The organism is Dietzia sp. IBK-p2-16D, assembly GCF_057773085.1.
In genome coordinates this window covers 126,460-146,374 of sequence record NZ_JBYMTL010000002.1, presented here as the reverse complement: position 1 = coordinate 146,374, position 19,915 = coordinate 126,460, and the positions used below count along the sequence as shown (strand labels likewise).

Annotated in this window: 21 protein-coding genes; 11 read left to right on the top strand and 10 right to left on the bottom strand. The window is 70.2% G+C overall.

Translation table 11 applies throughout. The features are described from left to right. Positions 1-6: 6 nt before the first annotated feature. On the bottom strand, positions 7-1,503 hold the full coding sequence (locus tag AC3DE3_RS05050) for an aldehyde dehydrogenase family protein (protein WP_488369201.1): 1,497 nt from the start codon (positions 1,501-1,503) through the stop codon (positions 7-9). Positions 1,504-1,639: 136 nt separating this feature from the next. Here AC3DE3_RS05050 and AC3DE3_RS05045 point away from each other — a divergent pair, with 136 nt between their 5' ends. The 3 genes from AC3DE3_RS05045 (at position 1,640) to AC3DE3_RS05035 (ending at position 4,168) form a co-directional block, all read left to right on the top strand. Continuing rightward, positions 1,640-2,782: an acyl-CoA dehydrogenase family protein gene (locus AC3DE3_RS05045; RefSeq protein WP_488369200.1), complete on the top strand. Its 1,143-nt coding sequence runs from the start codon at positions 1,640-1,642 to the stop codon at positions 2,780-2,782. Next, positions 2,779-3,291 carry a DUF4334 domain-containing protein gene (locus AC3DE3_RS05040; protein WP_488369199.1) on the top strand — a complete coding sequence of 171 codons (513 nt, stop codon included), beginning with the start codon at positions 2,779-2,781 and terminating at the stop codon, positions 3,289-3,291. Before AC3DE3_RS05045 ends, AC3DE3_RS05040 begins: the two co-directional genes overlap by 4 nt. 76 nt (positions 3,292-3,367) lie before the next feature. Then, positions 3,368-4,168, top strand: coding sequence for an LLM class F420-dependent oxidoreductase (locus AC3DE3_RS05035; RefSeq protein WP_488369198.1), 801 nt, complete (start codon positions 3,368-3,370; stop codon positions 4,166-4,168). 150 nt (positions 4,169-4,318) lie between these two features. Here AC3DE3_RS05035 and AC3DE3_RS05030 read toward each other — a convergent pair whose 3' ends face one another. The 5 genes from AC3DE3_RS05030 to AC3DE3_RS05010 all read right to left on the bottom strand — a co-directional run bounded on the left by AC3DE3_RS05030 (position 4,319) and on the right by AC3DE3_RS05010 (position 9,200). After that, entirely contained in the window at positions 4,319-4,543 is a 225-nt protein-coding gene (locus AC3DE3_RS05030) for a hypothetical protein (RefSeq protein WP_007627187.1), read from the bottom strand. 6 nt (positions 4,544-4,549) lie between these two features. After that, entirely contained in the window at positions 4,550-5,458 is a 909-nt protein-coding gene (locus tag AC3DE3_RS05025; protein WP_260489226.1) for a carbohydrate ABC transporter permease, read from the bottom strand. A 35-nt stretch (positions 5,459-5,493) separates the two neighbouring features. Next, positions 5,494-6,483 (bottom strand): carbohydrate ABC transporter permease, encoded by a 990-nt coding sequence (locus AC3DE3_RS05020; RefSeq protein WP_182608842.1) that lies wholly within the window; start codon positions 6,481-6,483, stop codon positions 5,494-5,496. A gap of 135 nt (positions 6,484-6,618) precedes the next feature. Continuing rightward, a complete protein-coding gene (locus AC3DE3_RS05015; RefSeq protein ID WP_488369197.1) occupies positions 6,619-7,887 on the bottom strand; it encodes an ABC transporter substrate-binding protein in 1,269 nt (422 codons plus the stop codon). Between the two features lie 257 nt (positions 7,888-8,144). Next, positions 8,145-9,200, bottom strand: coding sequence for an ABC transporter ATP-binding protein (locus AC3DE3_RS05010; RefSeq protein WP_488369612.1), 1,056 nt, complete (start codon positions 9,198-9,200; stop codon positions 8,145-8,147). 203 nt (positions 9,201-9,403) lie between these two features. On the opposite strand from AC3DE3_RS05010, the gene AC3DE3_RS05005 reads away from it, so the two are divergent. Continuing rightward, positions 9,404-11,548, top strand: a complete 2,145-nt coding sequence (locus AC3DE3_RS05005; RefSeq protein ID WP_488369196.1) for a PhoX family protein — start codon at positions 9,404-9,406, stop codon at positions 11,546-11,548. Positions 11,549-11,567: 19 nt separating this feature from the next. On the opposite strand, the gene AC3DE3_RS05000 is transcribed toward AC3DE3_RS05005, so the two are convergent. After that, positions 11,568-12,380 (bottom strand): alpha/beta fold hydrolase, encoded by an 813-nt coding sequence (locus AC3DE3_RS05000; protein ID WP_488369195.1) that lies wholly within the window; start codon positions 12,378-12,380, stop codon positions 11,568-11,570. A gap of 112 nt (positions 12,381-12,492) precedes the next feature. Between AC3DE3_RS05000 and AC3DE3_RS04995 the strand changes: the two genes are divergently transcribed. The 3 genes from AC3DE3_RS04995 to AC3DE3_RS04985 all read left to right on the top strand — a co-directional run bounded on the left by AC3DE3_RS04995 (position 12,493) and on the right by AC3DE3_RS04985 (position 14,852). Beyond that, entirely contained in the window at positions 12,493-13,020 is a 528-nt protein-coding gene (locus AC3DE3_RS04995) for a MarR family winged helix-turn-helix transcriptional regulator (protein ID WP_488369194.1), read from the top strand. Continuing rightward, the gene (locus tag AC3DE3_RS04990) at positions 13,017-13,691 is read left to right on the top strand and encodes an SDR family oxidoreductase (RefSeq protein WP_488369193.1); all 675 of its coding nucleotides are present in this window, start codon (positions 13,017-13,019) and stop codon (positions 13,689-13,691) included. Before AC3DE3_RS04995 ends, AC3DE3_RS04990 begins: the two co-directional genes overlap by 4 nt. Positions 13,692-13,763: 72 nt before the next feature. Continuing rightward, a complete protein-coding gene (locus AC3DE3_RS04985; protein ID WP_488369192.1) occupies positions 13,764-14,852 on the top strand; it encodes a 2-dehydropantoate 2-reductase in 1,089 nt (362 codons plus the stop codon). Positions 14,853-14,890: 38 nt separating this feature from the next. Here AC3DE3_RS04985 and AC3DE3_RS04980 read toward each other — a convergent pair whose 3' ends face one another. Continuing rightward, complete coding sequence (locus tag AC3DE3_RS04980) at positions 14,891-15,172, bottom strand: Lrp/AsnC family transcriptional regulator (protein ID WP_260486086.1); 282 nt, start codon at positions 15,170-15,172, stop codon at positions 14,891-14,893. 38 nt (positions 15,173-15,210) lie between these two features. Between AC3DE3_RS04980 and AC3DE3_RS04975 the strand changes: the two genes are divergently transcribed. Next, complete coding sequence (locus AC3DE3_RS04975) at positions 15,211-15,900, top strand: AIM24 family protein (RefSeq protein WP_488369191.1); 690 nt, start codon at positions 15,211-15,213, stop codon at positions 15,898-15,900. A 43-nt stretch (positions 15,901-15,943) separates the two neighbouring features. Here AC3DE3_RS04975 and AC3DE3_RS04970 read toward each other — a convergent pair whose 3' ends face one another. Further along, on the bottom strand, positions 15,944-16,318 hold the full coding sequence (locus AC3DE3_RS04970) for an SgcJ/EcaC family oxidoreductase (RefSeq protein WP_488369190.1): 375 nt from the start codon (positions 16,316-16,318) through the stop codon (positions 15,944-15,946). A 181-nt stretch (positions 16,319-16,499) separates the two neighbouring features. Here AC3DE3_RS04970 and AC3DE3_RS04965 point away from each other — a divergent pair, with 181 nt between their 5' ends. Beyond that, the gene (locus AC3DE3_RS04965; RefSeq protein ID WP_488369189.1) at positions 16,500-17,930 is read left to right on the top strand and encodes a sugar porter family MFS transporter; all 1,431 of its coding nucleotides are present in this window, start codon (positions 16,500-16,502) and stop codon (positions 17,928-17,930) included. A 144-nt stretch (positions 17,931-18,074) separates the two neighbouring features. Here the strand turns inward: AC3DE3_RS04965 and AC3DE3_RS04960 are convergent, their stop codons facing one another. Then, the gene (locus AC3DE3_RS04960) at positions 18,075-18,686 is read right to left on the bottom strand and encodes a GyrI-like domain-containing protein (protein WP_488369188.1); all 612 of its coding nucleotides are present in this window, start codon (positions 18,684-18,686) and stop codon (positions 18,075-18,077) included. A gap of 174 nt (positions 18,687-18,860) precedes the next feature. Between AC3DE3_RS04960 and AC3DE3_RS04955 the strand changes: the two genes are divergently transcribed. Then, a complete protein-coding gene (locus tag AC3DE3_RS04955; protein WP_260486091.1) occupies positions 18,861-19,043 on the top strand; it encodes a hypothetical protein in 183 nt (60 codons plus the stop codon). Then, positions 19,040-19,912, top strand: a complete 873-nt coding sequence (locus AC3DE3_RS04950; RefSeq protein WP_488369187.1) for an MBL fold metallo-hydrolase — start codon at positions 19,040-19,042, stop codon at positions 19,910-19,912. Before AC3DE3_RS04955 ends, AC3DE3_RS04950 begins: the two co-directional genes overlap by 4 nt. Positions 19,913-19,915: the final 3 nt, after the last annotated feature.

Below are 19,915 nucleotides of genomic sequence, written 5' to 3'. Positions count from 1 at the left end.
CCCACATCACATCTTTCCCTGGACGTTGGCGAGCATCCACTTGACGATCTTGATGTCACGCGGCTTGCGGGTCATGGTCATGAGGTTCAGCGGGGCCGCGAACTTCTGCGCGGTGATGGCCTTGGGACGGGCGAACTCGCGCAACCCGTCGGCGCCGTGGATGCGGCCGAAGCCCGAGTCGCCCGAACCGCCGAACGGCAACGCCGGGATGCCGGCGAACGCGAGGAACGAGTTGACCGACACCATGCCCACGTCCAACTTCTCCGCGAGGGCCAGCCCCCGCTTCTTGTTGCCGGTGAAGATCGACCCGCCGAGGCCGTAGCTGCTGGCGTTCGCCTTCTCGATGGCCTCCTCCAGGTCCGCGACAGGGTTGATCACGACGGTGGGGCCGAAGGTCTCCTCGGTGATCGCGGACGAGTTCTCGGGGACGTCGACCAGGACAACCGGCTCGATGATCTTCTCGCCGACGGAGTCCTCGCCGCCGAGTACGGCCCGGCCGCCCTTGGCGATCGCGTCCTTGACGTGCCTGCGGACGATGTCGACCTGCGCCGGCAGCGTCATGGGCCCGTAGCTGGAGGAGATCGAGTTGCCCGGGGTGAGCGCGCGGACCTTGGCCGTGAACTTCTGGACGAACGCGTCGTGGACGTCCGAGTGGACGTAGATCCGCTCCACGCCCGCGCAGGTCTGGCCCGCGTTGCCCATGGCGCCGAAGACCGCCTGGTCGGCGGCGGCGTCGAGATCCGCGTCCGAGTCGACGAGCAGGGCGTCCTTGCCACCGCCCTCGATGACGACCGGCGTGAGCGTCTCCGCGCAGGCGGCCATGACCTTGCGGCCCGTCGCGGCGGAGCCGGTGAACGCGAGTTTGTCGACGCCCGCCCTGCACAACGCCGCGCCCGTCGAGCCGTCGCCGGTGATCGTCTGGATGAGCGGCTGGGAGGCGCCCAGGGAATCCCACACCTCCGCCAGCCACACGCCCACACCCGGCGTGAGCTCGCTGGGCTTGAATACCACCGCGTTGCCCGCGGCCATGGCGTAGGACAGCGTGCCCATCGGGGTGAACGCGGGGTAGTTCCACGGGCCGATCGCGCCGACCACGCCGTAGGGCTGATATTCCACGTAGGCGGCCTGGTTGCTCATGAGCAGCCCGGCCGAGACGGAGCGCCGTCGCAGGACCTTGTCCGCGTTCTTGGCCGCCCACTCCAGATGGCTGACGGTGAGCATGACCTCGAGGGTCGCGTCCTCGTCCGGCTTACCGGTCTCGGCGGAGATCAGCGACGCGAGCTCCTGGGCCCTCGACGAGATCGCCCGCTTGTACTCCAGCAGCCACTCGCGGCGACCCCGCGGACCCTGCTTGGCCCACCAGCGGGCGGCGGCGCGCGCACGCTCCACGGCTAGGGCGACCTCCTCCGGCCCGGCGATCGGGTACTCGGCGAGGACGGTGCCGTCGCGGGGGTCCAGGCTCGCGAACGTGGGTCCGGTCTTGCTGGGCTCGGTGGTCGTCATCTGAGGTCCTCTCGTTTCCGATCACATATATTTGATGTAGCGTACCGTGATACGGGCCACAGTAGTCCAGTGTGCACGCAACCGACACCCCGTGACCGATACCGGGACAACCACCCACAGAAAACCGAGGCGAGAAGTGTTCGACATCCTCACCGAAGAGCAGCGTGACTTCGCCCGATCGATCGATGATTTCTGCGCGCGCGAGGTCGGCAGCGTCGAGAAGCGGCGCGAGCTCACCACCGAGGGCGGCACCCACTCGCCGCACATCTACGCCAAGATGGCCGAGCTCGGGTGGCTGGGACTCACCGTCCCCGAGGAGTACGGCGGCTCCGACGCCGGCGCCGTCGAACTGTGCCTCCTCCTCGAGCACTCCCTGCGCGGTCTGGCCCCCATCGGAGGCATCGGCCCCACCCTCATCACGGCCGCCGCGTACCAGAAGTTCGGGACCGAGGAGCAGCGCAGGCGCGCCCTCGAGCTGGTCGTGAACGGCGGCACCCTGTCCATCTCGATGTCCGAGCCGGGTGCCGGGTCCGACGTCGCCGCCCTGCGCTGCAAGGCCGAGCGCGACGGCGACGACTGGGTGATCAACGGCCAGAAGACCTGGTGCTCCAACGCGCACTTCGCCGACCGCATCCTGCTCGTGGCCCGCACCGACTCGTCGGGCAAGAAACACGAGGGCATCACGATGTTCGACGTGCCCGCCGACATCGCGGGCCTGCAGATCACCGGGATCGAGACCATGGGCGGCAAGGAGGTCAACGACCTCTACTTCACCGACGTCCGCCTGCCCGCCGACTCCGTGATCGGGGAGGTCGGCGGCGGGTGGAAGCAGCTCATGACCGGCCTTAACACCGAGCGCCTCATCCTCGCGGCCATGCAGCTCGGCGTGGCCCAGCGCGCGTTCGACGACTGCCTGACCTTTATCAAGGAGCGCGAGCAGTTCGGCCGGCCCGTCGGGTCCTTCCAGGTGCTGCGCCACCGGATGGCCGACCTCGCCACCGAGATCGAGGCCACGCGCCTACTCGTCTACGCGGTCGCCAAGAAGGTCGACGACGCCGACCCCACGGCCCTGTTCCCCCGCGAGGCGTCCATGGCCAAGCTCAAGGCGTCCGAGCTGAGCAAGCGCGTGACCCTGGAGTGCATGCAGTCCATGGGCGGGTACGGATACGCCACCGAGTACGGCATGGAGCGCCTGGTGCGCCAGGCGGTGGTCTCCACCATCTACGGCGGCACCAACGAGGTGCAGCGCGACATCATCGGTAAGACGCTCGGACTGTGAGCGCCGCCGACACCGCCGGAGCCGCCGACACCGACGAGGCCGCGGGCGACGCCGCGCGCGAGCTCGAGCTCATCCTGGCGCTCGACACGGTCCCCTCGGTCCGGATCTCCGCACTGTGGGACTCCCTCGAGCCCGCGCGGGTCGACGACATCGCGGGCAGCCGCTGGAGGGGCACCGGCCTGGACACCGGGCATCCCATGTTCGGCATGCTCGGGCAGATGCGCTGGTGGGGCAAGGACTTCACCGAGGCCCGCAAGGTGGACCCGATCCTCGTCACCGACGACGCCGGTGACGTCGTGCCGGACACCTCAGCGACGGGCGGGGGCGGGGCATCCCTGTGGGAGGTCTCCTTCCGCGGCCGCCCGACCGCCTCCATGGTGTACGACCGTCTGCCGGTGATCGACCACTTCGCCGTCGTCGGCCCCGACACCCTCCTCGCGGTGATGAACGGGCGCGGCACCGTCCACGAGGGCGAGCACTTCTGGTTCGTCCTCGAGCGCCAGCACTGAGCCCCGCTGGCCGGGTGCGCGGGGCGGGTGCGCGGGCCGGGTGCGCGGGGCGGCGCCACGCCCCACAATGGGGCGCATGACCCCCAACCCCGCGCGCCCGGTCCGCATCGCCGTCCAGCTCCAGCCGCAGCACTCGCCCGACTACGGGCTGATCCGGGACGCCATCCGACGCTCGGAGGACGCGGGCGTGGACGTGGTCTTCAACTGGGACCACTTCTTCCCGCTCTACGGCGACCCCGACGGCGCCCACTTCGAGTGCTGGACGATGCTGGCCGCCTGGGCCGAGCAGACCGAGCGCGTGGAGATCGGCGCCCTGGTCACCTGCAACACCTATCGCAATCCCGACCTGCTGGCCGACATGGCCCGGACCGTCGACCACATCTCCGGCGGCCGCCTCATCCTGGGCCTGGGCGGCGGGTGGTTCGAGCGGGACTACGCCGAGTACGGCTACGAGTTCGGCACCAAGGGGTCGCGGCTCGACGACCTCGGGCACTCCCTCGAGCGGATCGAGCAGCGCTTCGCCAGGCTCACCCCCGCTCCGACGCGGGACATCCCCGTGCTGCTGGGCGGCGGCGGCGAGAAGAAGACCCTGCGCCACGTGGCCCGTCACGCCGACATCTGGCATTCGTTCGTGGACGTGGAGACCTACCGCCACAAGTCGGAGGTGCTCGCCGGGCATTGCGCGGACGTGGGGCGCGACCCTGACGAGATCGAGCGGTCGACCGAGATCGGCGGCGCCAGCTCACCCGATGAGGCCAGGCGACTCGCCGAGGACCTGCACGCCGAGGGCGTCACCCTCTTCACGGTCGGGCTCAACGGGCCGGAGTACCCGCTGGACCTGGTCGAATCGCTGGTGGCCTGGCGCGACGGGCGCTGACCCGCGCTCCCGCGATCCGCCCTCCGGCTCGTCATCTGCCCTCCGGCCCCCGCACGCGACTCGCATTCGGGAGGGCGGATCGCGCCGGGGCACCCGACGCGGCCGGAATCTGCAGCGCAAGGCGCATTTCGAGGGGCGGATCGCGGGCACTCAGCCCCGCTTGACCGCCCTGTCGACCCGGCGCCACGTCCGGTAGGTGTACCACGACGCCACCAGCATGAGCACCAGCACCAGCGAGGCGAAGATCGACGGCCGCCCGGTGAGGATCAGCCCGACCGCATTGACCAGTGCCAGCACCGTGAAGAACCCGACGAACCCGCCGATGACCTCCAGCCGCTGCCGGGCACCCAGGGCGTCCCCGCCGCTTCGAGCCACCGTCGGTCAGCTCTTCAGGCCGCCGGCGGTGAGGCCGGAGATGATCCGCCGCTGGAAGATCAGCACCATGACCACCAGCGGCACGGTGACGAGCGCGCCGGCGGCCATGATCGCCGCGTGCGGCGGGAGGTACGGGTTGACGCCGGAGAAGCGGGCGATCGCGACGGTGACGGGCTCGGTCGCGGCGGTGGACAGCTGCTGCGAGAGCACGAACTCGTTCCACGTGATGATGAACGCCAGGATCGCGGTGGTGAACAGCGCCGGCGCGGCGAGCGGCAGGATGATCTTGATGAACGCCTGGCCGCGGGTGGCGCCGTCGACGCGAGCGGCTTCCTCCAGCTCCCACGGCAGGTCGTTGAAGAACGACGTGAGCGTGTAGATGGTCAGCGGCAGCGCGAACGAGATGTTGGGGATGATGAGCGCCTGGTAGGTGCCGATCCAGCCGATGTCGGTGAACAGCTGGAACAGCGGGGTGACCAGCGCGACGCCGGGGAACATCGACGCGGCGAGGATGATCCCGGTGACGAGGAACTTGCCGCGGAAGTCGACCCGGGCGAGGGCGTAGGCGGTGAACACGCCGAACGTCAGCGCCAAGGCCGTCGTGATCGAGCTGATGACCACCGAGTTGATGATCGCGCCCAGGAAGTTGTTGCCGCCGTCCGTGGACAGGGCCTCACGGAAGTTGTCCAACGTGAGGTGCGAGGGCACGGGGCTGGCGGAGAAGATGAACCGGTTGTCGCGGAACGCGGTGACGAGCATCCAGTAGAACGGCGCGAGTCCCCAGACGAGGATGAGCAGTGCCCCGACGTAGGTGCTCGCGGTGCGGCCGAAGGGCTTGCGCGGCGGCTTGATGTCCTGGTCGTCGGGACGCCGATCGGGACCGGGGGTCGACGACGACGAGGAGGGCCGCGGCATCGTCGGCGAGGTGCTCGGTTCAGACACTCGGTCGCTCACCGGATCTCCTCCTTCTTGCCGGTGCGATCTTCCACGACGTTCGCGCCGAGGAATTTCACCATGATGTACGCGACGGCGAAGACCAGCAGGAACACCAGTGTCGATATCGCGGAGGCGCTGTTGAAGTTGCCCATCCTCATCTCGTTGACCACCAGCATCGACACGGTCGCAGTCGGCGAGTTGGAGTTGGCGGAGACGAGGATGACGGGCAGGTCGTACATGCGCAGCGCGTCGAGCGTGCGGAACAGGATCGCCACCATGAGGGCGGGCCGCACCAGCGGCAGGGTGATCCTGGTGAACTGCTGCCAGCGTGAGGCGCCGTCGACGCGGGCCGCCTCGTAGACGTCACCGGGGATCATCTGGAGGCCGGCGAGGATGAGGAGCGCCATGAAGGGCGCGGTCTTCCACACGTCGGCCACGATGATGGCGATCCGGGCGTAGAACGGGTCGGTGGTCCAGGCGATGTTCGTGCCCAGGATGGTGTTGGCGATCCCGTTGGGGGCGAAGATGAACGCCCACAGCTTGGCGGTGACGGCGGTGGGGATCGCCCACGGGACGAGCACGGCGGCCCGCAGCAGGGAGCGACCCCAGATGCTCTTGCCCATGACCACGGCCATGGCGAAACCGAGCACCGTCTCGAGGGAGACCGTGGTGACGGTGAAGAACAGGGTATTGCCCATGGCGGGCCAGAAGTCGACGGACGAGACGCCGGGCGGACAGGTGACGGTGCCGTCCCCGCCGGGCGCCGGACACGCCTGCGTCAGCCAGTAGAGGTAATGCTGGAAGCCGGCGAACCCGCCGTCCGAGAACATTCCGGTGGCCGGGTCGAGACCTCGGTCGGCCATGAAGGACAGGTACACGGCGCGGATGACCGGGTAGCCGATCACCACCGCGAGGATGGCCAGTGCGGGGCCCACCATCCACACCGGCCGCCAGTCGAACTTCTTCTCGACCAGTGGCGCCGGGGACTTCTCGATCGTCGTCATCGCCTCGCTCCTCGCCGGGTTCGTGCCCGCCCACCAGGGAGACCGGTGGGCCCCGGGAACGTTACCCGGGGCCCACCTGCCCTGGTCCGACAACCGTCTGTCATCGGACCGTGTCGATCACTCAGCTGTCGTGGATCACTGAGCCTGTTCGATCGCGGCCGTCATGTCCGTGAGGGCCTGCTGGACGTCCTTCTCCCCACGCAGCGCGGCGAAGGTGTTGTCCTGGATCGCCTTGGACACCGACGGGTAGAACGGCGTGACGGGGCGCGGCTCGGCGTTGTCGAGCGCCGCCTTCAGTGCCGGCATGTACGGGAACTCCTGCTGGAGCGCCTCGTCGTCGTAGATCGAGGACAGCACCGGCGGGAACGACTGCTCGGCGAAGCCCATCTGGACGTCCTCGGAGATGATGAACTCGAGGAACGCGCGCGCGGTCTCCTTGTTCTCCGAGAACACGTTGATGGCGTTGTTGTAGCCACCGAGCGTGGACTGGCCCGCGCCGTCCTTGCCGACGATCGGGGCGACCTGGAACTTGCCCTGGACCTGGGACGTGGGGTCGGACTGACCCGACTCGTACATGTACGGCCAGTTGTAGGAGTACATGGTCTCGCCGGCGAGGAAGGCCTGTGCGGTCTCCTCCTCGGTGAACGCGTCGGTCTGCGGGGCGATCACGCCGCCCTTGTAGGCGTCGACGAGGGCGGTCAGACCCTCGCGTGCCTGGTCGGTGTCGAGCTCGGGCGTCTTCCCGTCCTCGCCCACGACCTTGCCGCCCCAGCTGTGGATGAACTGGGTGGCGGCGACCGTCAGGCCCTCGTACTGGCTGAGCTGGGTCTGCAGGCAGTCGACGTCCGCACCCTCGGCGGCCTCGCAGGAGGAGACGAGTGCCTCCCAGTTGGCGGGCGCCTCCGGCTGGAGATCGGTGCGGTAGTACAGCAGCTGGGCGTTGGTGTTCTGCGGCACGCCGTAGAGGGTGCCGTTGTAGGTCGCCGAGTCGACGGCGGCCTCGATCAGGCCGGAGGTGTCCACCTCGGTGTCACCCTCGATCGGCTGCAGCCAGCCGTTGGCCGCGAAGTAGGCGGTGTCGGTGACGTCGAGGGCGAAGACGTCGTACTCGCCGCTCTCGGTCTGGAGGGACTGCGTCAGGGTGTCGCGCTGTCCGTCCTGCTCGGCGGGCAGCTCGCGGAGGGTGACCTCCTGGTCGGGGTTCTCCGCGTTCCACTGCTCGATGACGGGGCGGAGCTTGTCGGTATCGTTGCTGCCCATCGCGAAGGTGATGGGGCCGACGCCCGAGGCGCCGGCCTCCGCCTGCTGGTCGGACTCGTCGCCACCCGATCCACACCCTGCCGATACCAGGGCGACGATGGAGGCGGCCGCCGCCGCCTTGAGGAACCTGCCGTGAACGGCCATGCGCTCTCTCCTACTGTCGTGTCTCGACTCCCCTCGGCGAATACCGACGGGCAGTGGACCGGTGCCGCCTGTGACGCGGGTCTCACTGAGGACCTGCTGAGCGTAACCCACGAGGCGGCGGTGGCGCGGGACCACGTGCGAACATGTGGCCGACGCGCCGTCGCTCCGATGACATGGGGCGTCACGCGAGCGAGGTCACACTTGTCACTCTAGCAACAACAATTGTTGCGGATGTAGCATGCACCGCCCCGCGACCGTCAGCGGAGTCTGAGACCGGTCTCGACGTCGAAGAATCGGACCTCGCCGTCGAGCGCCTCGAGGTACATCGTCTCGCCCTTGCGCGGGTGGTCGCCCGACTCCGCGCGGTACACCACCGGATGCCCGTCACCGGTCGAGCAGTGCAGGTAACTGTCCGCCCCGAGCTCCTCCACCAGGTCGACCGTGACCTCCAACCCGCGCCCGTCCGCGGCCAACCGCAGGTGCTCGGGCCGCACGCCGACGGTGACCCGTGAACCCGATCCCTCGGGCACCGGCTCGCGGAACCCCTCGAGATCCACCGTGCCGTCGCCGACCGGGGCCTCGAAGAGGTTCATGGACGGGGACCCGATGAAGCCGGCCACGAAGGCGTTGATCGGGTTGTTGTACAGCTCGCGCGGGGTGTCCACCTGCTGGAGCACCCCGTCCTTGAGCACCGCGACGCGGTCACCCATGGTCATGGCCTCGACCTGGTCGTGGGTCACGTAGATCATCGTGGTGTGCAGGTCGCGCTGTAGCTTGGCGATCTGTGCGCGGGTGGCCACACGCAGCTTGGCGTCGAGGTTGGACAGTGGCTCGTCCATGAGGAAGACCTGCGGGTTGCGCACGATCGCCCGTCCCATGGCCACGCGCTGGCGCTGGCCACCGGAGAGCTCCTTGGGTTTGCGGTCGAGGTACGGCACCAGGTCGAGCATCTCCGCCGCGCGGTCGACCCGCTCGGCGATCTCCGTCTTGGAGGCCTTGGCCAGCTTCAGGGCGAAACCCATGTTCTCGCGGACCGTGTAGTGCGGGTACAGCGCGTAGTTCTGGAACACCATCGCGATGTCGCGATCCTTGGGCTCGGTCCCCGTGACGTCCTTGTCGCCGATGAGGATCCGGCCGGCCGCCACGTCCTCCAGGCCGGCGAGGGCGCGCAGCGTCGTGGACTTGCCGCAGCCCGAGGGGCCGACCAGGACGAGGAACTCCCCGTCCGCGATCTCCAGGTCCAGGCGGTCCACGCTGCGACGCGCGGCCCCCGGATAGACGATGGACACGTTCTCGAAGGTCACCGAGGCCATGAGAAGACTTCCCTTCACCGGCAGGAACGTGCCGGACGATCCGAGATAGAGGGCAACACGACGACTGTAGCGGGCCCGGGCGGAGTTCACCGTGGCTGTGCCCAGAGTTCATCCGCGCGTGGTCGGGACGCGGCCGGCCGGTGGTCCGGCGCCCCTAGCGTGCATGCGTCCACTACGACTGTCGACACCTCCAGGAGACCCCGATGTCCGTCCGCCGCCTGCTCCCGATCGCCAGCACCCCGTCGCCGGGGATCTCCAACCGCCAGCACGTGACCTGCGTCTACAAGTGCGGCGACCAGTGCGCCGCACCGGTGCCCAACACCACCGCCAACCCCTACTTCGGCGAGATCGCCACCCAGATCAGCCGCCGCGGGGCGCTCAAGGCCGCGGGGGTCGTGGCGCTGGCCGTGGGGGCCAGCCAGGTACTGCCCGCGACCGCCGCGGCGCAGGGCTCGACCGCCGCCGGCCCGCTCGGCCCCACCGGGTCGACCGGCGGGCCCACCATCGATACGTCGTTCACCCCGGTCGCACCCAACACCGCCGACGCCGTCACGGTCCCGGACGGGTACACCAGTGACGTGGTGATCCGCTGGGGCGACCCCGTGTTGCCGGGGGCGCCGGAGTTCGACTTCGAGAACCAGACCGCCGCGGCGCAGGCCATGCAGTACGGCTTCAACTGCGACCTGGCCGTGCTGTTGCCGATGGACGACCGGGACGAGCGTTTCCTGCTCATCGTCAACCACGAGTACTCGACCGAGCCGTCGATGTTCCGCGGGTACGATTCCTCGTCGCCGACCCGCGAGCAGGTCGAGATCGCCTGGGCCGCCCACGGGTTGACCGTCGTCGAGCTGGCCAGCCGCGCCGGCGACGGCGGGCTCGACCCCGTCATGGGCTCGTACAACCGCCGGATCACCGCCACCACCCCGTTCGAGCTGCGCGGCCCCGCCGTCGGTGCCCTGACCCGGACCACTGCGGACCCGACCGGCACGCGGGTGCTGGGCACGCTGAACAACTGCGCCGGCGGGCACACCCCGTGGGGCACCGTGCTGTCCGGCGAGGAGAATTTCAACCAGTACTTCGGCACCGCCGGGACGGTCGCCGACCCGGAGCGACTCGAGGCCCTGCGCCGCTACGGCATCTCCGTCTCCCGCTCGGGACGACGGTGGGAGGATTTCGACCCCCGGTTCGACCTGGCCGCCGAGCCCAACGAGGTCAACCGCTTCGGCTACGTCGTCGAGGTGGATCCCTGGGATCCGGACTCGACCCCGGTCAAGCACTCCGCGATGGGCCGGTTCAAGCACGAGGGCGCCAGCATCCACGTAACCGGGGACGGCACGGTCGTCGCCTATTCCGGCGACGACGAGCGCTTCGACTACCTCTACAAGTTCGTCTCCAGCCGCCGGATCACGCCCGGCACCTCGTCGGCCGCGCGGGCCGAGAACATGAGGATCCTCGACGAGGGCACCCTCTACGTGGCGACGTTCGCCGGCAACTCCCCCGCCGCGGAGATCGACGGCTCCGGGGCGCTGCCCGCCGACGGCGCGTTCGACGGCACCGGCACCTGGATCCCGCTCATGACCGTCGCCGCCGGTGGGAGCGCCGTCTCGCATGTGCCGGGCATGACGGCGGAGCAGGTCGCCGTGTACACCCGCATGGCCGGGGACCGGGTGGGAGCCACCAAGATGGACCGCCCCGAGGACGTCGAGCCCAGCCCGACCACCGGCAAGGTCTACATGGCGCTGACCAACAACACCCGCCGCACGACCGCGGACGTGGACGAGGCCAACCCGCGGCACAACAACAAGCACGGGCAGGTCGTGGAGATCACCGACGACCACGCCGGCACCACCTTCGGGTGGAACCTGCTCCTGGTGTGCGGCGACCCGGCCGAGGCGGACTCGTACTTCGGCGGCTTCGACAAGTCCAAGGTCAGCCCCATCTCCTGTCCGGACAACGTCGCGTTCGACCCCGCCGGCGGGCTGTGGGTGTCCACCGACGGCAACGCGCTCGGCTTCAACGACGGCCTCTACTCGGTGGCCACCGAGGGGCCGAACCGCGGCGAAACCAAGCTGTTCCTCACCGTCCCGATCGGGGCGGAAACCTGCGGTCCGCTGGTGTTCAACGATCGCGCGATCGTCAACGTCCAGCACCCGGGTGAGAAGGACGGCGCGTCGATCGAGAACCCGGCCTCGCACTGGCCCGACGGCGGCACCTCGCAGCCGCGGCCGTCGACGGTGGTCGCGTGGCGGAACGGCTTCTCCGGGGGCGCCGGCCCCCTCGGTTCGGGGTCACTCGGTTCGGGGTCACTCGGCTCCGGCTCCCTGACGACGGGCCGGTTCGGGTCCTGACGGCCCATGGGCCGGGTCGTCAGACCCGGCCCCCGGCCGGCGTGTACGCCAGGCCGCGCTCCGCGCAGGCGATGATCGAAGCGGCGACCCCCTCCGGGTCGTCCGACATCGGCACGTGGCCGTCCGCACTGATCTCGATCCTCGCCTGCGGGAACAGGCGCGTGGCGAGCGCGACCTGGCGCACCGGCAGGACCAGGTCGAACCGGCCCCACCGGATGGTGATCGGCAGGTCCTCGTCGACGGGCGCGGAGAAGAGGAACGCGCGCCGGTCGGCGCGGTCGAGCACGGTGTTGGACACGATCGCCTCGCTGTCGATCGCCGCCGCCTCCGCGGGGTAGCGCCACGGCCGGGCACAGAACACCGCCATCATCACCGCACGTCCGGCGGCCCGCTCGGTCAGCGCGGGGGTGTGGCGACCGAGCTTCGCGGCCGCCCGTCGCAGACTCCGGAAGACGGTGACCGTGTAGCGCCACTCGGCCTGCGATCGGAAGAACCCGGCGGGCGAGAGCGCGGTGACGCTGCTCGCCAACCCCCGCGCACCCAGCTCGAGCGCCAGGAAGCCGCCGAGGGAGTTGCCCGCGATGTGCGGGCGCTCCCCGGCCGGGACGACCTCCTCCAGGAGGGTGACGAGTTCGGTGACAACGTAGTCGAGGACGTCCCCGGCGTCGGGCAGGTCCGCGGACTGCCCGTGGCCGGGCAGGTCCACGACCACCACCCGGAACCGATCCGTGAGCAGTGGCACGACCGGATCCCAGGCGTGCGCCCGGTGGCACACCCCGTGGAGCAGGACGATGGTGGGACCGGTCCCGGTGATCTGGTGATACAAACCCATGCCGTCAGTGTCCCCCACCGCGGCGAGGTGACGCCCCACGACTGGCGAACTTGGGCCTAGATTCGGTTCCGCGAGGCTTCCGGGGGAAGCCGGTGTCGAGGGGGCAGGGGTCATGGAGACGACGACGAGCGAACCGGCCATACGGGAGGGTAGGCCCGCTTCGGGTCTCGCCGAACAGTTCCGGCCGATCCTGTTGCGGCTGGACCTGCTGGTCCGCAGGCAGAGCACCCAGTACGCCCTGAGTCGCGCGCAGACCTCGATCCTGCACACCCTGGCCTGTCACGGGCGGCTCCGGATGTCGGACCTCGCCCGGCTGGAGAACGTGCGGGTCCCCACCACCAGTAACTCGGTGAGCGTGATCGAGGCCATGGGGTACGTCGAGCGTGAACCCGACGCCTCCGACCGCCGCGGGGTGTGCGTCCGCCTCACCGACCTGGGGCGGGCCCGCATCGAGGAGGTGCTGGCGGACCGGGACCGGGACTTCGCCGAGCGCATGGCGCACCTGACCCCCGAACACCGCGACCTGCTCTCCTCGGCGGTGCCCGCACTCACCGCCCTGCTCGACGCCTTCGACGGCGACCCGGACGCCCAGCCCGACACCCAGCCGGATCAGCCGCGCCCCTCTACCCTCGGGGCATGAGCACTGTCCTGATCACCGGCGCCTCCCGCGGGATCGGAGCGGCGACCGCGCGCGAACTGTCCGCCGCCCACGACCTTATCCTCGTGGGTCGGGACGTCGACTCCCTGCAGGCCGTCGCTACTGACTGCCGCTCAGCGCGGGTGGTGGAGGCCGACCTCGCCACCGCCGACGGGGTCGCCCGCGCGGCCCACGACATCGACTCGCTCGACGGCCTCGTCCACAGCGCCGGGGTCGCGGACCTCGGCCGGATCGACGAGTCGGACGCCGGGCACTGGCGCCGGGCGTTCGAGGTCAACGTGCTCGCGGTGGTCGAGTTGACCCGGGTGCTGCTCCCGGCGCTACGCGCGGCACGGGGCCACCTCGTCGTCGTCAACTCCGGCGCGGGGATCACCGCCAAGCCCGGCTGGGGCGCCTACAGCGCCTCCAAGTTCGCGCTCCGGGCCGTCACCGACACCCTCCGGGGTGAGGAACCCGACCTGCGCGTCACCTCGATCCACCCGGGCCGCGTCGACACCGACATGCAGCGCGCGATCGTCGCCGCCGAGGGTCGCACCTACGACCCGACCGCATTCCTCCGGGCCGAATCGGTGGCCACCGCCGTCCGGAACGCACTGGAGTCCACTCCGGATTCGCACCCCACCGAGGTCGTCCTGCGGCCGCGCCCGCACTGATTCCCCCGTCCGGCGGACAGGTGCGGCGAACGCCTCCCCCGCCGCCGCACGTGTCGTAACGTCTGCTCCACCATGACCAGCCCGGACACCCCACTGCGGGTCACCGTGATCGGCGCGGGCGTGGTCGGCTGCTATGTGGGCGGCCGGCTCGCCCGCCATGCCGACGTGACCCTGGTCGGGCGTCCCCACGTCCTCGACCCGATCCGCGCGGTGGGCCTGACCGTCGAGTCCGGCGCCGGCGAGGACGACCGGCTCCACGTCCCCGCCGAGGCCCTCACCCTGGCCACCACGCCCGAGAGCGTCCGCCGCTCGGACGTGGTCCTGGTGTGCACCAAGGCCGGGCAGACCGCCGCCGCCACCGCGGAGTTCGCCCCCTTCCTCAGACCGGACACACTGGTCGTGGGCCTACAGAACGGCCTCCACTCGGCGGACCTCATCCGTGAACTGCTCGACTCGACCACGGTGATCCCCGGCGTCGTGCCCTTCAACCTGGCGCGCACCGGCCCCGCCACCTACCGGCGCACCTCCACCGGGGTGATCCGGCTCGCCGATCACCCCCGGGCCGTCCCGCTGATCCGCACCATGACGGCGGCCGAGCTACCCGTGCGGCCCACCGACGACATCCAGGCCGTCCTCCACGGCAAGGTCCTCATCAACCTCAACAACGCGGTCCAGGCGCTGTCCGGACTCCCGCTGCGGGCCGAGCTGCTCGACCGGGACCTGCGGCGCAGCGTCGCCCTGTGCCAGGCCGAGGCCAACCGGGTGTTCACGGCGGCCGGGGTGGTGCCGCGGGTGCCGCTGGCCGTCCCCGCCGGCGCCCTCCCGGTGGTGATGCGGCTGCCCAACCCGCTGTTCCGCCGACTCGCCCGGGCCGCGGTGCGGGTCGACGCGGACGGCACCTCCTCCATGACGGACGACCTCGTACGCGGCCGGCCCACCGAGATCGAGTACCTCCAGGGCAAGGTCGTCAAGATGGCCGGTCAGCTCGGGATGGAGGCGCCGGCCTGCGCGCGGATCGTCGAGCTGGTGCACGAGGCCGAGGCCGCCGGCGCGGATCGCCGGAGGTGGACCGGCCGGGAGCTGCTCACGGACCTGCAGCGCGCCCGACGCCGCGCGCGCCGACTGGCCCGGATACAGCAGATGACCGGCCAGCCGACCTGACTCCCGCCCCGTAGCCGGGTCAGTCCTCGTTGGCCGATTCAGTCCTCGTAGCCGATCGAGAACGCCGCCTCGAGGTCGTGCTTGGACTGCGTGCGGAACGCGATGTGGGTCTCGGTGTCCAGCACCCCGGGGACCTTGTTCAGGCGATCGGAGACGATGTCGGCGATCTCCTCGTTCCGCCGGGCACGCACCAGCACGATGAGGTCGATGGTGCCGGTGACCGAGTACACCTCGGAGACCCCGTCGATGTCGGCGATCGCGGAGGCGACCTCGGGGATCCGCGCCGTCTCGGCGTGGACGAAGACGATTGCGGTGATCATGGCCTCAAGGCTAGTGGAGCGGGCGTACCGTGTGCGCCATGATCCACGGCGACCTCTTCCAGACCGCGCGCGAGACGGAGACGAATCGCCGGTTCGCGCTCCAGAACTCCAAGATGCTCAAGGTGACCCTCGCCGAGCAGCCGATCCTCGCGCGGACGGGGTCGATGGTCGCCTACCAGGGGCAGGTCGGCTTCGAGAACGTCGGCAGCGGCGGGATCGGCAAGATGTTCAAGGCGGCGGCGACCGGTGAGGGCGTGCCCCTCATGCGGTGTACCGGCCGGGGCGAGCTCTTCCTGGCCGATCAGGCCTCCGAGGTCCAGGTGCTCCACCTCGAGGACGACATGATCTCGGTCAACGGGGCGAGCGTGCTGGCGTTCTCCGAGGGGATCGCGTGGGACATCCACCGCATCGCCGCCAAGGGGGCCGTCATGACCGGTGGCCTGTTCAACGTCTCCCTTCGCGGGACCGGGTTCGTCGCGGTGACGACCAAGGGCCAGCCGGTCGCCCTCGACGTGTCCTCGGCGCCGACGTTCGCCGACCCCCAGGCCGTGGTCCTGTGGACCGCCGGGGTGACGATGGACGTCCGGGTCGACACGGGCGGTCTGAAGTCCCTGATCCGCGGCGGCAGCGGGGAGACGTTCCAGCTGGCGTTCGGCGGTCAGGGACTGGTGGTCGTCCAGCCGTCGGAGAACGTGCCCCAGGGGGCCGGGAGCCAGGGCGGCGCGTAGTGCGCGCGCCCCGGCCGACCGGGGCGGAGTTCAGGGCGCGAGGTCAGCTCATGTTCTCCGGGGTCCAGTAGGCGCGCATCGAGGCGATCTTGCCCTGCTCGTCGTGCGTCATGAGGTCCCACACGTTGATGGTGGCCTTGGAGTCGGCGTCGAAGTGGGTGGTGATCTCGAAGTTGAACAGCAGGTCGTCTCCGCACACGCGCGCCTCGAGCACCTCGCCCTCGATCTTCATCGCCACGACGCTGGCGTAGAACTCGCGGATCGCCGCCTTGCCCTCGTGGACGGTCCCGTTGCCGACCGGGTCCTCGACGGTGGCACCCTCCGCGTAGAGGTCCATGACGGCCTCGAGGTCGCCGGCGGTCAGCGCCGCGATGTAGGAGTCTGCGGTGGAACGGATCTGTTCGGGTGAGGCGCTCAAGGCGGTGGCCCTTTCGGTGACGACGACGAGGTGACCCCGAGCCTAGAACGTGTTCTCGTTCCGCGGGGGCGGACCGGGCGGAACAGTCGTGCGAGTTGTGACTTGCGCCACTCTCGTCACGTGCCTACGCTCCTGACACCACCTGGAGCAGGTGCGACCGGCCCGGAATCAGGGGTACGCCATGTCCACGCAACAGACCTCACCCACGCCTGCCGAGGAGGAGTCGTTCCACACCGGCCGGGTGGTGATCATCTCCCTGGTCGCCGCGTTGGGCGGTTTCCTGTTCGGGTTCGACACCGCGGTGATCAACGGGGCGGTCGACGCCGTGCAGGAGACGTTCGAGATGAACGCCGGTCTGACCGGGTTCGCCGTCTCCTCGGCCCTGCTCGGCTGCATCGCCGGCGCCTACCTCGCCGGACGCCTGGCGGACCGGTGGGGCCGCACGCGCGTGATGATCCTCGCCTCGGTGCTGTTCACGGCCAGCGCGCTCGGGTCCGGGCTCGCGGTCGGGCCCTGGGATCTCATCGCCTGGCGGCTCGTGGGCGGTCTCGGCGTGGGCGCGGCGTCGGTCATCGCGCCGGCCTACATCGCAGAGGTCGCCCCGCCGGCCATCCGCGGTCGGCTGGGATCGCTGCAGCAGCTCGCGATCGTCTCCGGCATCTTCGTCGCGCTGCTCTCCGACGCCTGGCTGGCGGGGGTCGCGGGCGGCGCGATCGAGGAACTGTGGTTCGGCGCCGAGGCGTGGCGGTGGATGTTCTGGGCGGAGGTGATCCCCGCCGTGACGTACGGGGTGCTGGCGCTGACCATTCCCGAATCGCCCCGCTACCTGGTCGGCAAGGGGATGGTCGACCGGGCCCGCGAGGTCCTCCGCTCCATCCAGGAGGGCGGCATCGACAACCGGATCAAGGAGATCCGCGAGACGGTCCGCGACGACCGCAAGCGCACGTGGCGCGACCTCGTGAAGCCGGGCGGGGTCAACCTGCTTCCCATCGTGTGGATCGGGATCGTCCTGTCGGTCTTCCAACAGGCCGTGGGCATCAACGTGATCTTCTACTACTCCACCTCGCTGTGGCAGTCGGTCGGCTTCACCGAGTCCGACGCCCTCACCCAGACGGTCATCACCTCCGTCACGAACATCGCGGTGACGATAGTGGCGATCGCACTGATCGACCGGATCGGGCGCCGCAAGCTGCTCATCACCGGCTCCGTCGGCATGACGATCTCCCTGGCCGTGATGTCCCTGATGTTCAGTACCGCCACCATGGGGCCGGGCCCGGACGGCGAACTCGCCCCCCAGCTCGCCGACACCCAGGGGCTGATCGCGCTCATCGCGGCCAACGGGTTCGTCGTGTTCTTCGGCATGTCCTGGGGCCCGGCGGTGTGGGTGCTGCTCGGCGAGATGTTCAACAACCGCATCCGCTCCGCGGCGCTGGGCCTGGCCGCGGCCGCCCAGTGGCTGGCGAACTTCGTGGTCTCGACCGCGTTCCCGCCGATGGCCGAGTTCAGTCTGACGTTCACCTACGGCTTCTACGCGGTCTCCGCGCTGTTGTCGCTGTTGTTCGTGGCCAGGTTCATCCCGGAGACGACCGGCCGATCGCTGGAGGACATGTAGGCGCGCGGCGCTCGCCGCTGCCCCCGCCCGGCCCGTCCGGCTTGTCGAAAAGGCTGTTCGGCACGCATCGGCCGAGAAGGGGGTGTGCGAAACGCTCTTCTCGATGAGGGGCGGGCGAAGGGCGGAGGGCGGCGGGCGCCCGGGTCAGGCCGCGTCGTCCGGGGTGCGCGCCGGGCAGAACAGGTCCGTCCGCAGGGTGGCGGGGTCCATGTCCGGGCTCGGCTCGGTCACGTAGCTCTCCCAGAACGGGGTCCCGGGCGCTCGGCCCATCGCACCGATCGACGCCATGAACTCGCCCCACGCCTGCCCGAGCCCGTCGTAGGAGCCGAGGTGGCTGACGACAGCCACGTCGCCGGCGGGGAGCTCGGAGGCGACGACCCGCATCCCGTCGACCTCCGCCGGGTCACCGTCGTGGAGCTCGGCCAGCGGTCGGGCGAGGGGGAACCCGATCTCGATGTCGGCGGTGAACTCCGGCTCCTCGGTGGTGCGGGTGTACACCGCGAACGCCGGCCCGGCCGGGGCCACGCCGGCCGCGAACAAGGCCGGGAAGGCCTTGCCGAACGCCGCGTCGAAGTATCCGGCGATCGTGGACATGGGCACGCCGGTCGCGCGGACGACGGCGGTCGGCACGGCCGGTACGCGCAGCAACCGCATCTGCCCCACCGGTTCCGGCCCGAGGTCGGGGTACCCGGGCGGCGGGTCGTCCGGCACGGCGGTGGGTCGGTCGTGGGACGGGGAGGATGACGACGACGACATGATGTGCCCTCTCGATGACGCGGTGGCCTCCACCCAGTGTGCGCCGCGGGCGGCCACCAGGGAAGACCCGCCGGGCAGCGAACACCGCGCGCCTGCGCCGCCCACTACGCCGGGGCGGGTGGGTCGGGGGCCGCGACGGATGCGTCGGTCGCGCGCGGCGGGGACAATCGGGGCATGCCGCACTACCGCCTCCGCACCCCTGACCAGACGATCGATCTCGGCGACTTCGACAACGCCCAGGAGGCACTCGAGTCCGCCGTCTCCAGCCAGTCCGAGAAGATTCCCGTCGACGGGTCACTCGAGCTGCAGGTGGGTGCCGACTGGCACTCGGTCGACATCGAGGGGGACATGCCGTGAGCCCCGGTCACGGGGCGCTCGCGGGTTCGGTGACCCAGTGCGCGACCTGCGGCGTCGAGCGCGCGCGGCCGCTGCCGGAGGTGTGCCCGATCTGCGCGGACGAGCGCCAGTACGTGCCCTCCGGAGGACAGCGGTGGACGAACCCCGAGCAGTCGCGGGCCGGGGGCGCATCGATCGAGTTCACCGAGCGCGAGACCGACGTCATCTCACTCGTCCAGAAGAACAGCCCCGGCATCGGTCAGAAGCCGGCGCTCATCCGCACCGCACACGGCAACGTGCTGGTCGAGGTGCCCAATGTCATCAGCGAGGAGGCGGTCGCCGCGGTGCGCGGATGGGGTGGCCTCGCCGCGATCATCGCCTCACATCCGCACATGTACGGGGTGCAGTCACTGTGGTCGGCGGCGTTCGACGACTGCCCGGTCTACGTCTCGGCCCCGGACGAGCAGTGGCTGGGGCTGCGGCCACGCAACACGGTCGTGTGGGGCGGGGGCCACGCCGCCGAGCCGGCCGACGGCGGTGAGATCGAGATCGTGCCGGGCGTGCGGGCGTCCCAGCCCGGCGGGCATTTCCCGGGCAGTGTGGTGGTGCACTGGACCGCCGCCGACGGCCGCGGCGTGCTGTTCACCGGTGACACGATCGGTTCGGTCGCGGATCCGGGGTGGGTGACGTTCATGCGCTCGTTCCCCAACTGGATGCCGCTGTCCGGGGCCGTCGTCCGCCGGATCGCCGAGCACGTCTCGCGCTACGACTTCGACCGCATCTACAGCAACTTCGGGGGCTGCGTACCACAGGACGCCCGCGGTGCCGTCCAGCGCTCGGCGGAGCGCTACGCCGCCTGGGTCGACGGCGAGTTCGACCACCTCACGTGACCG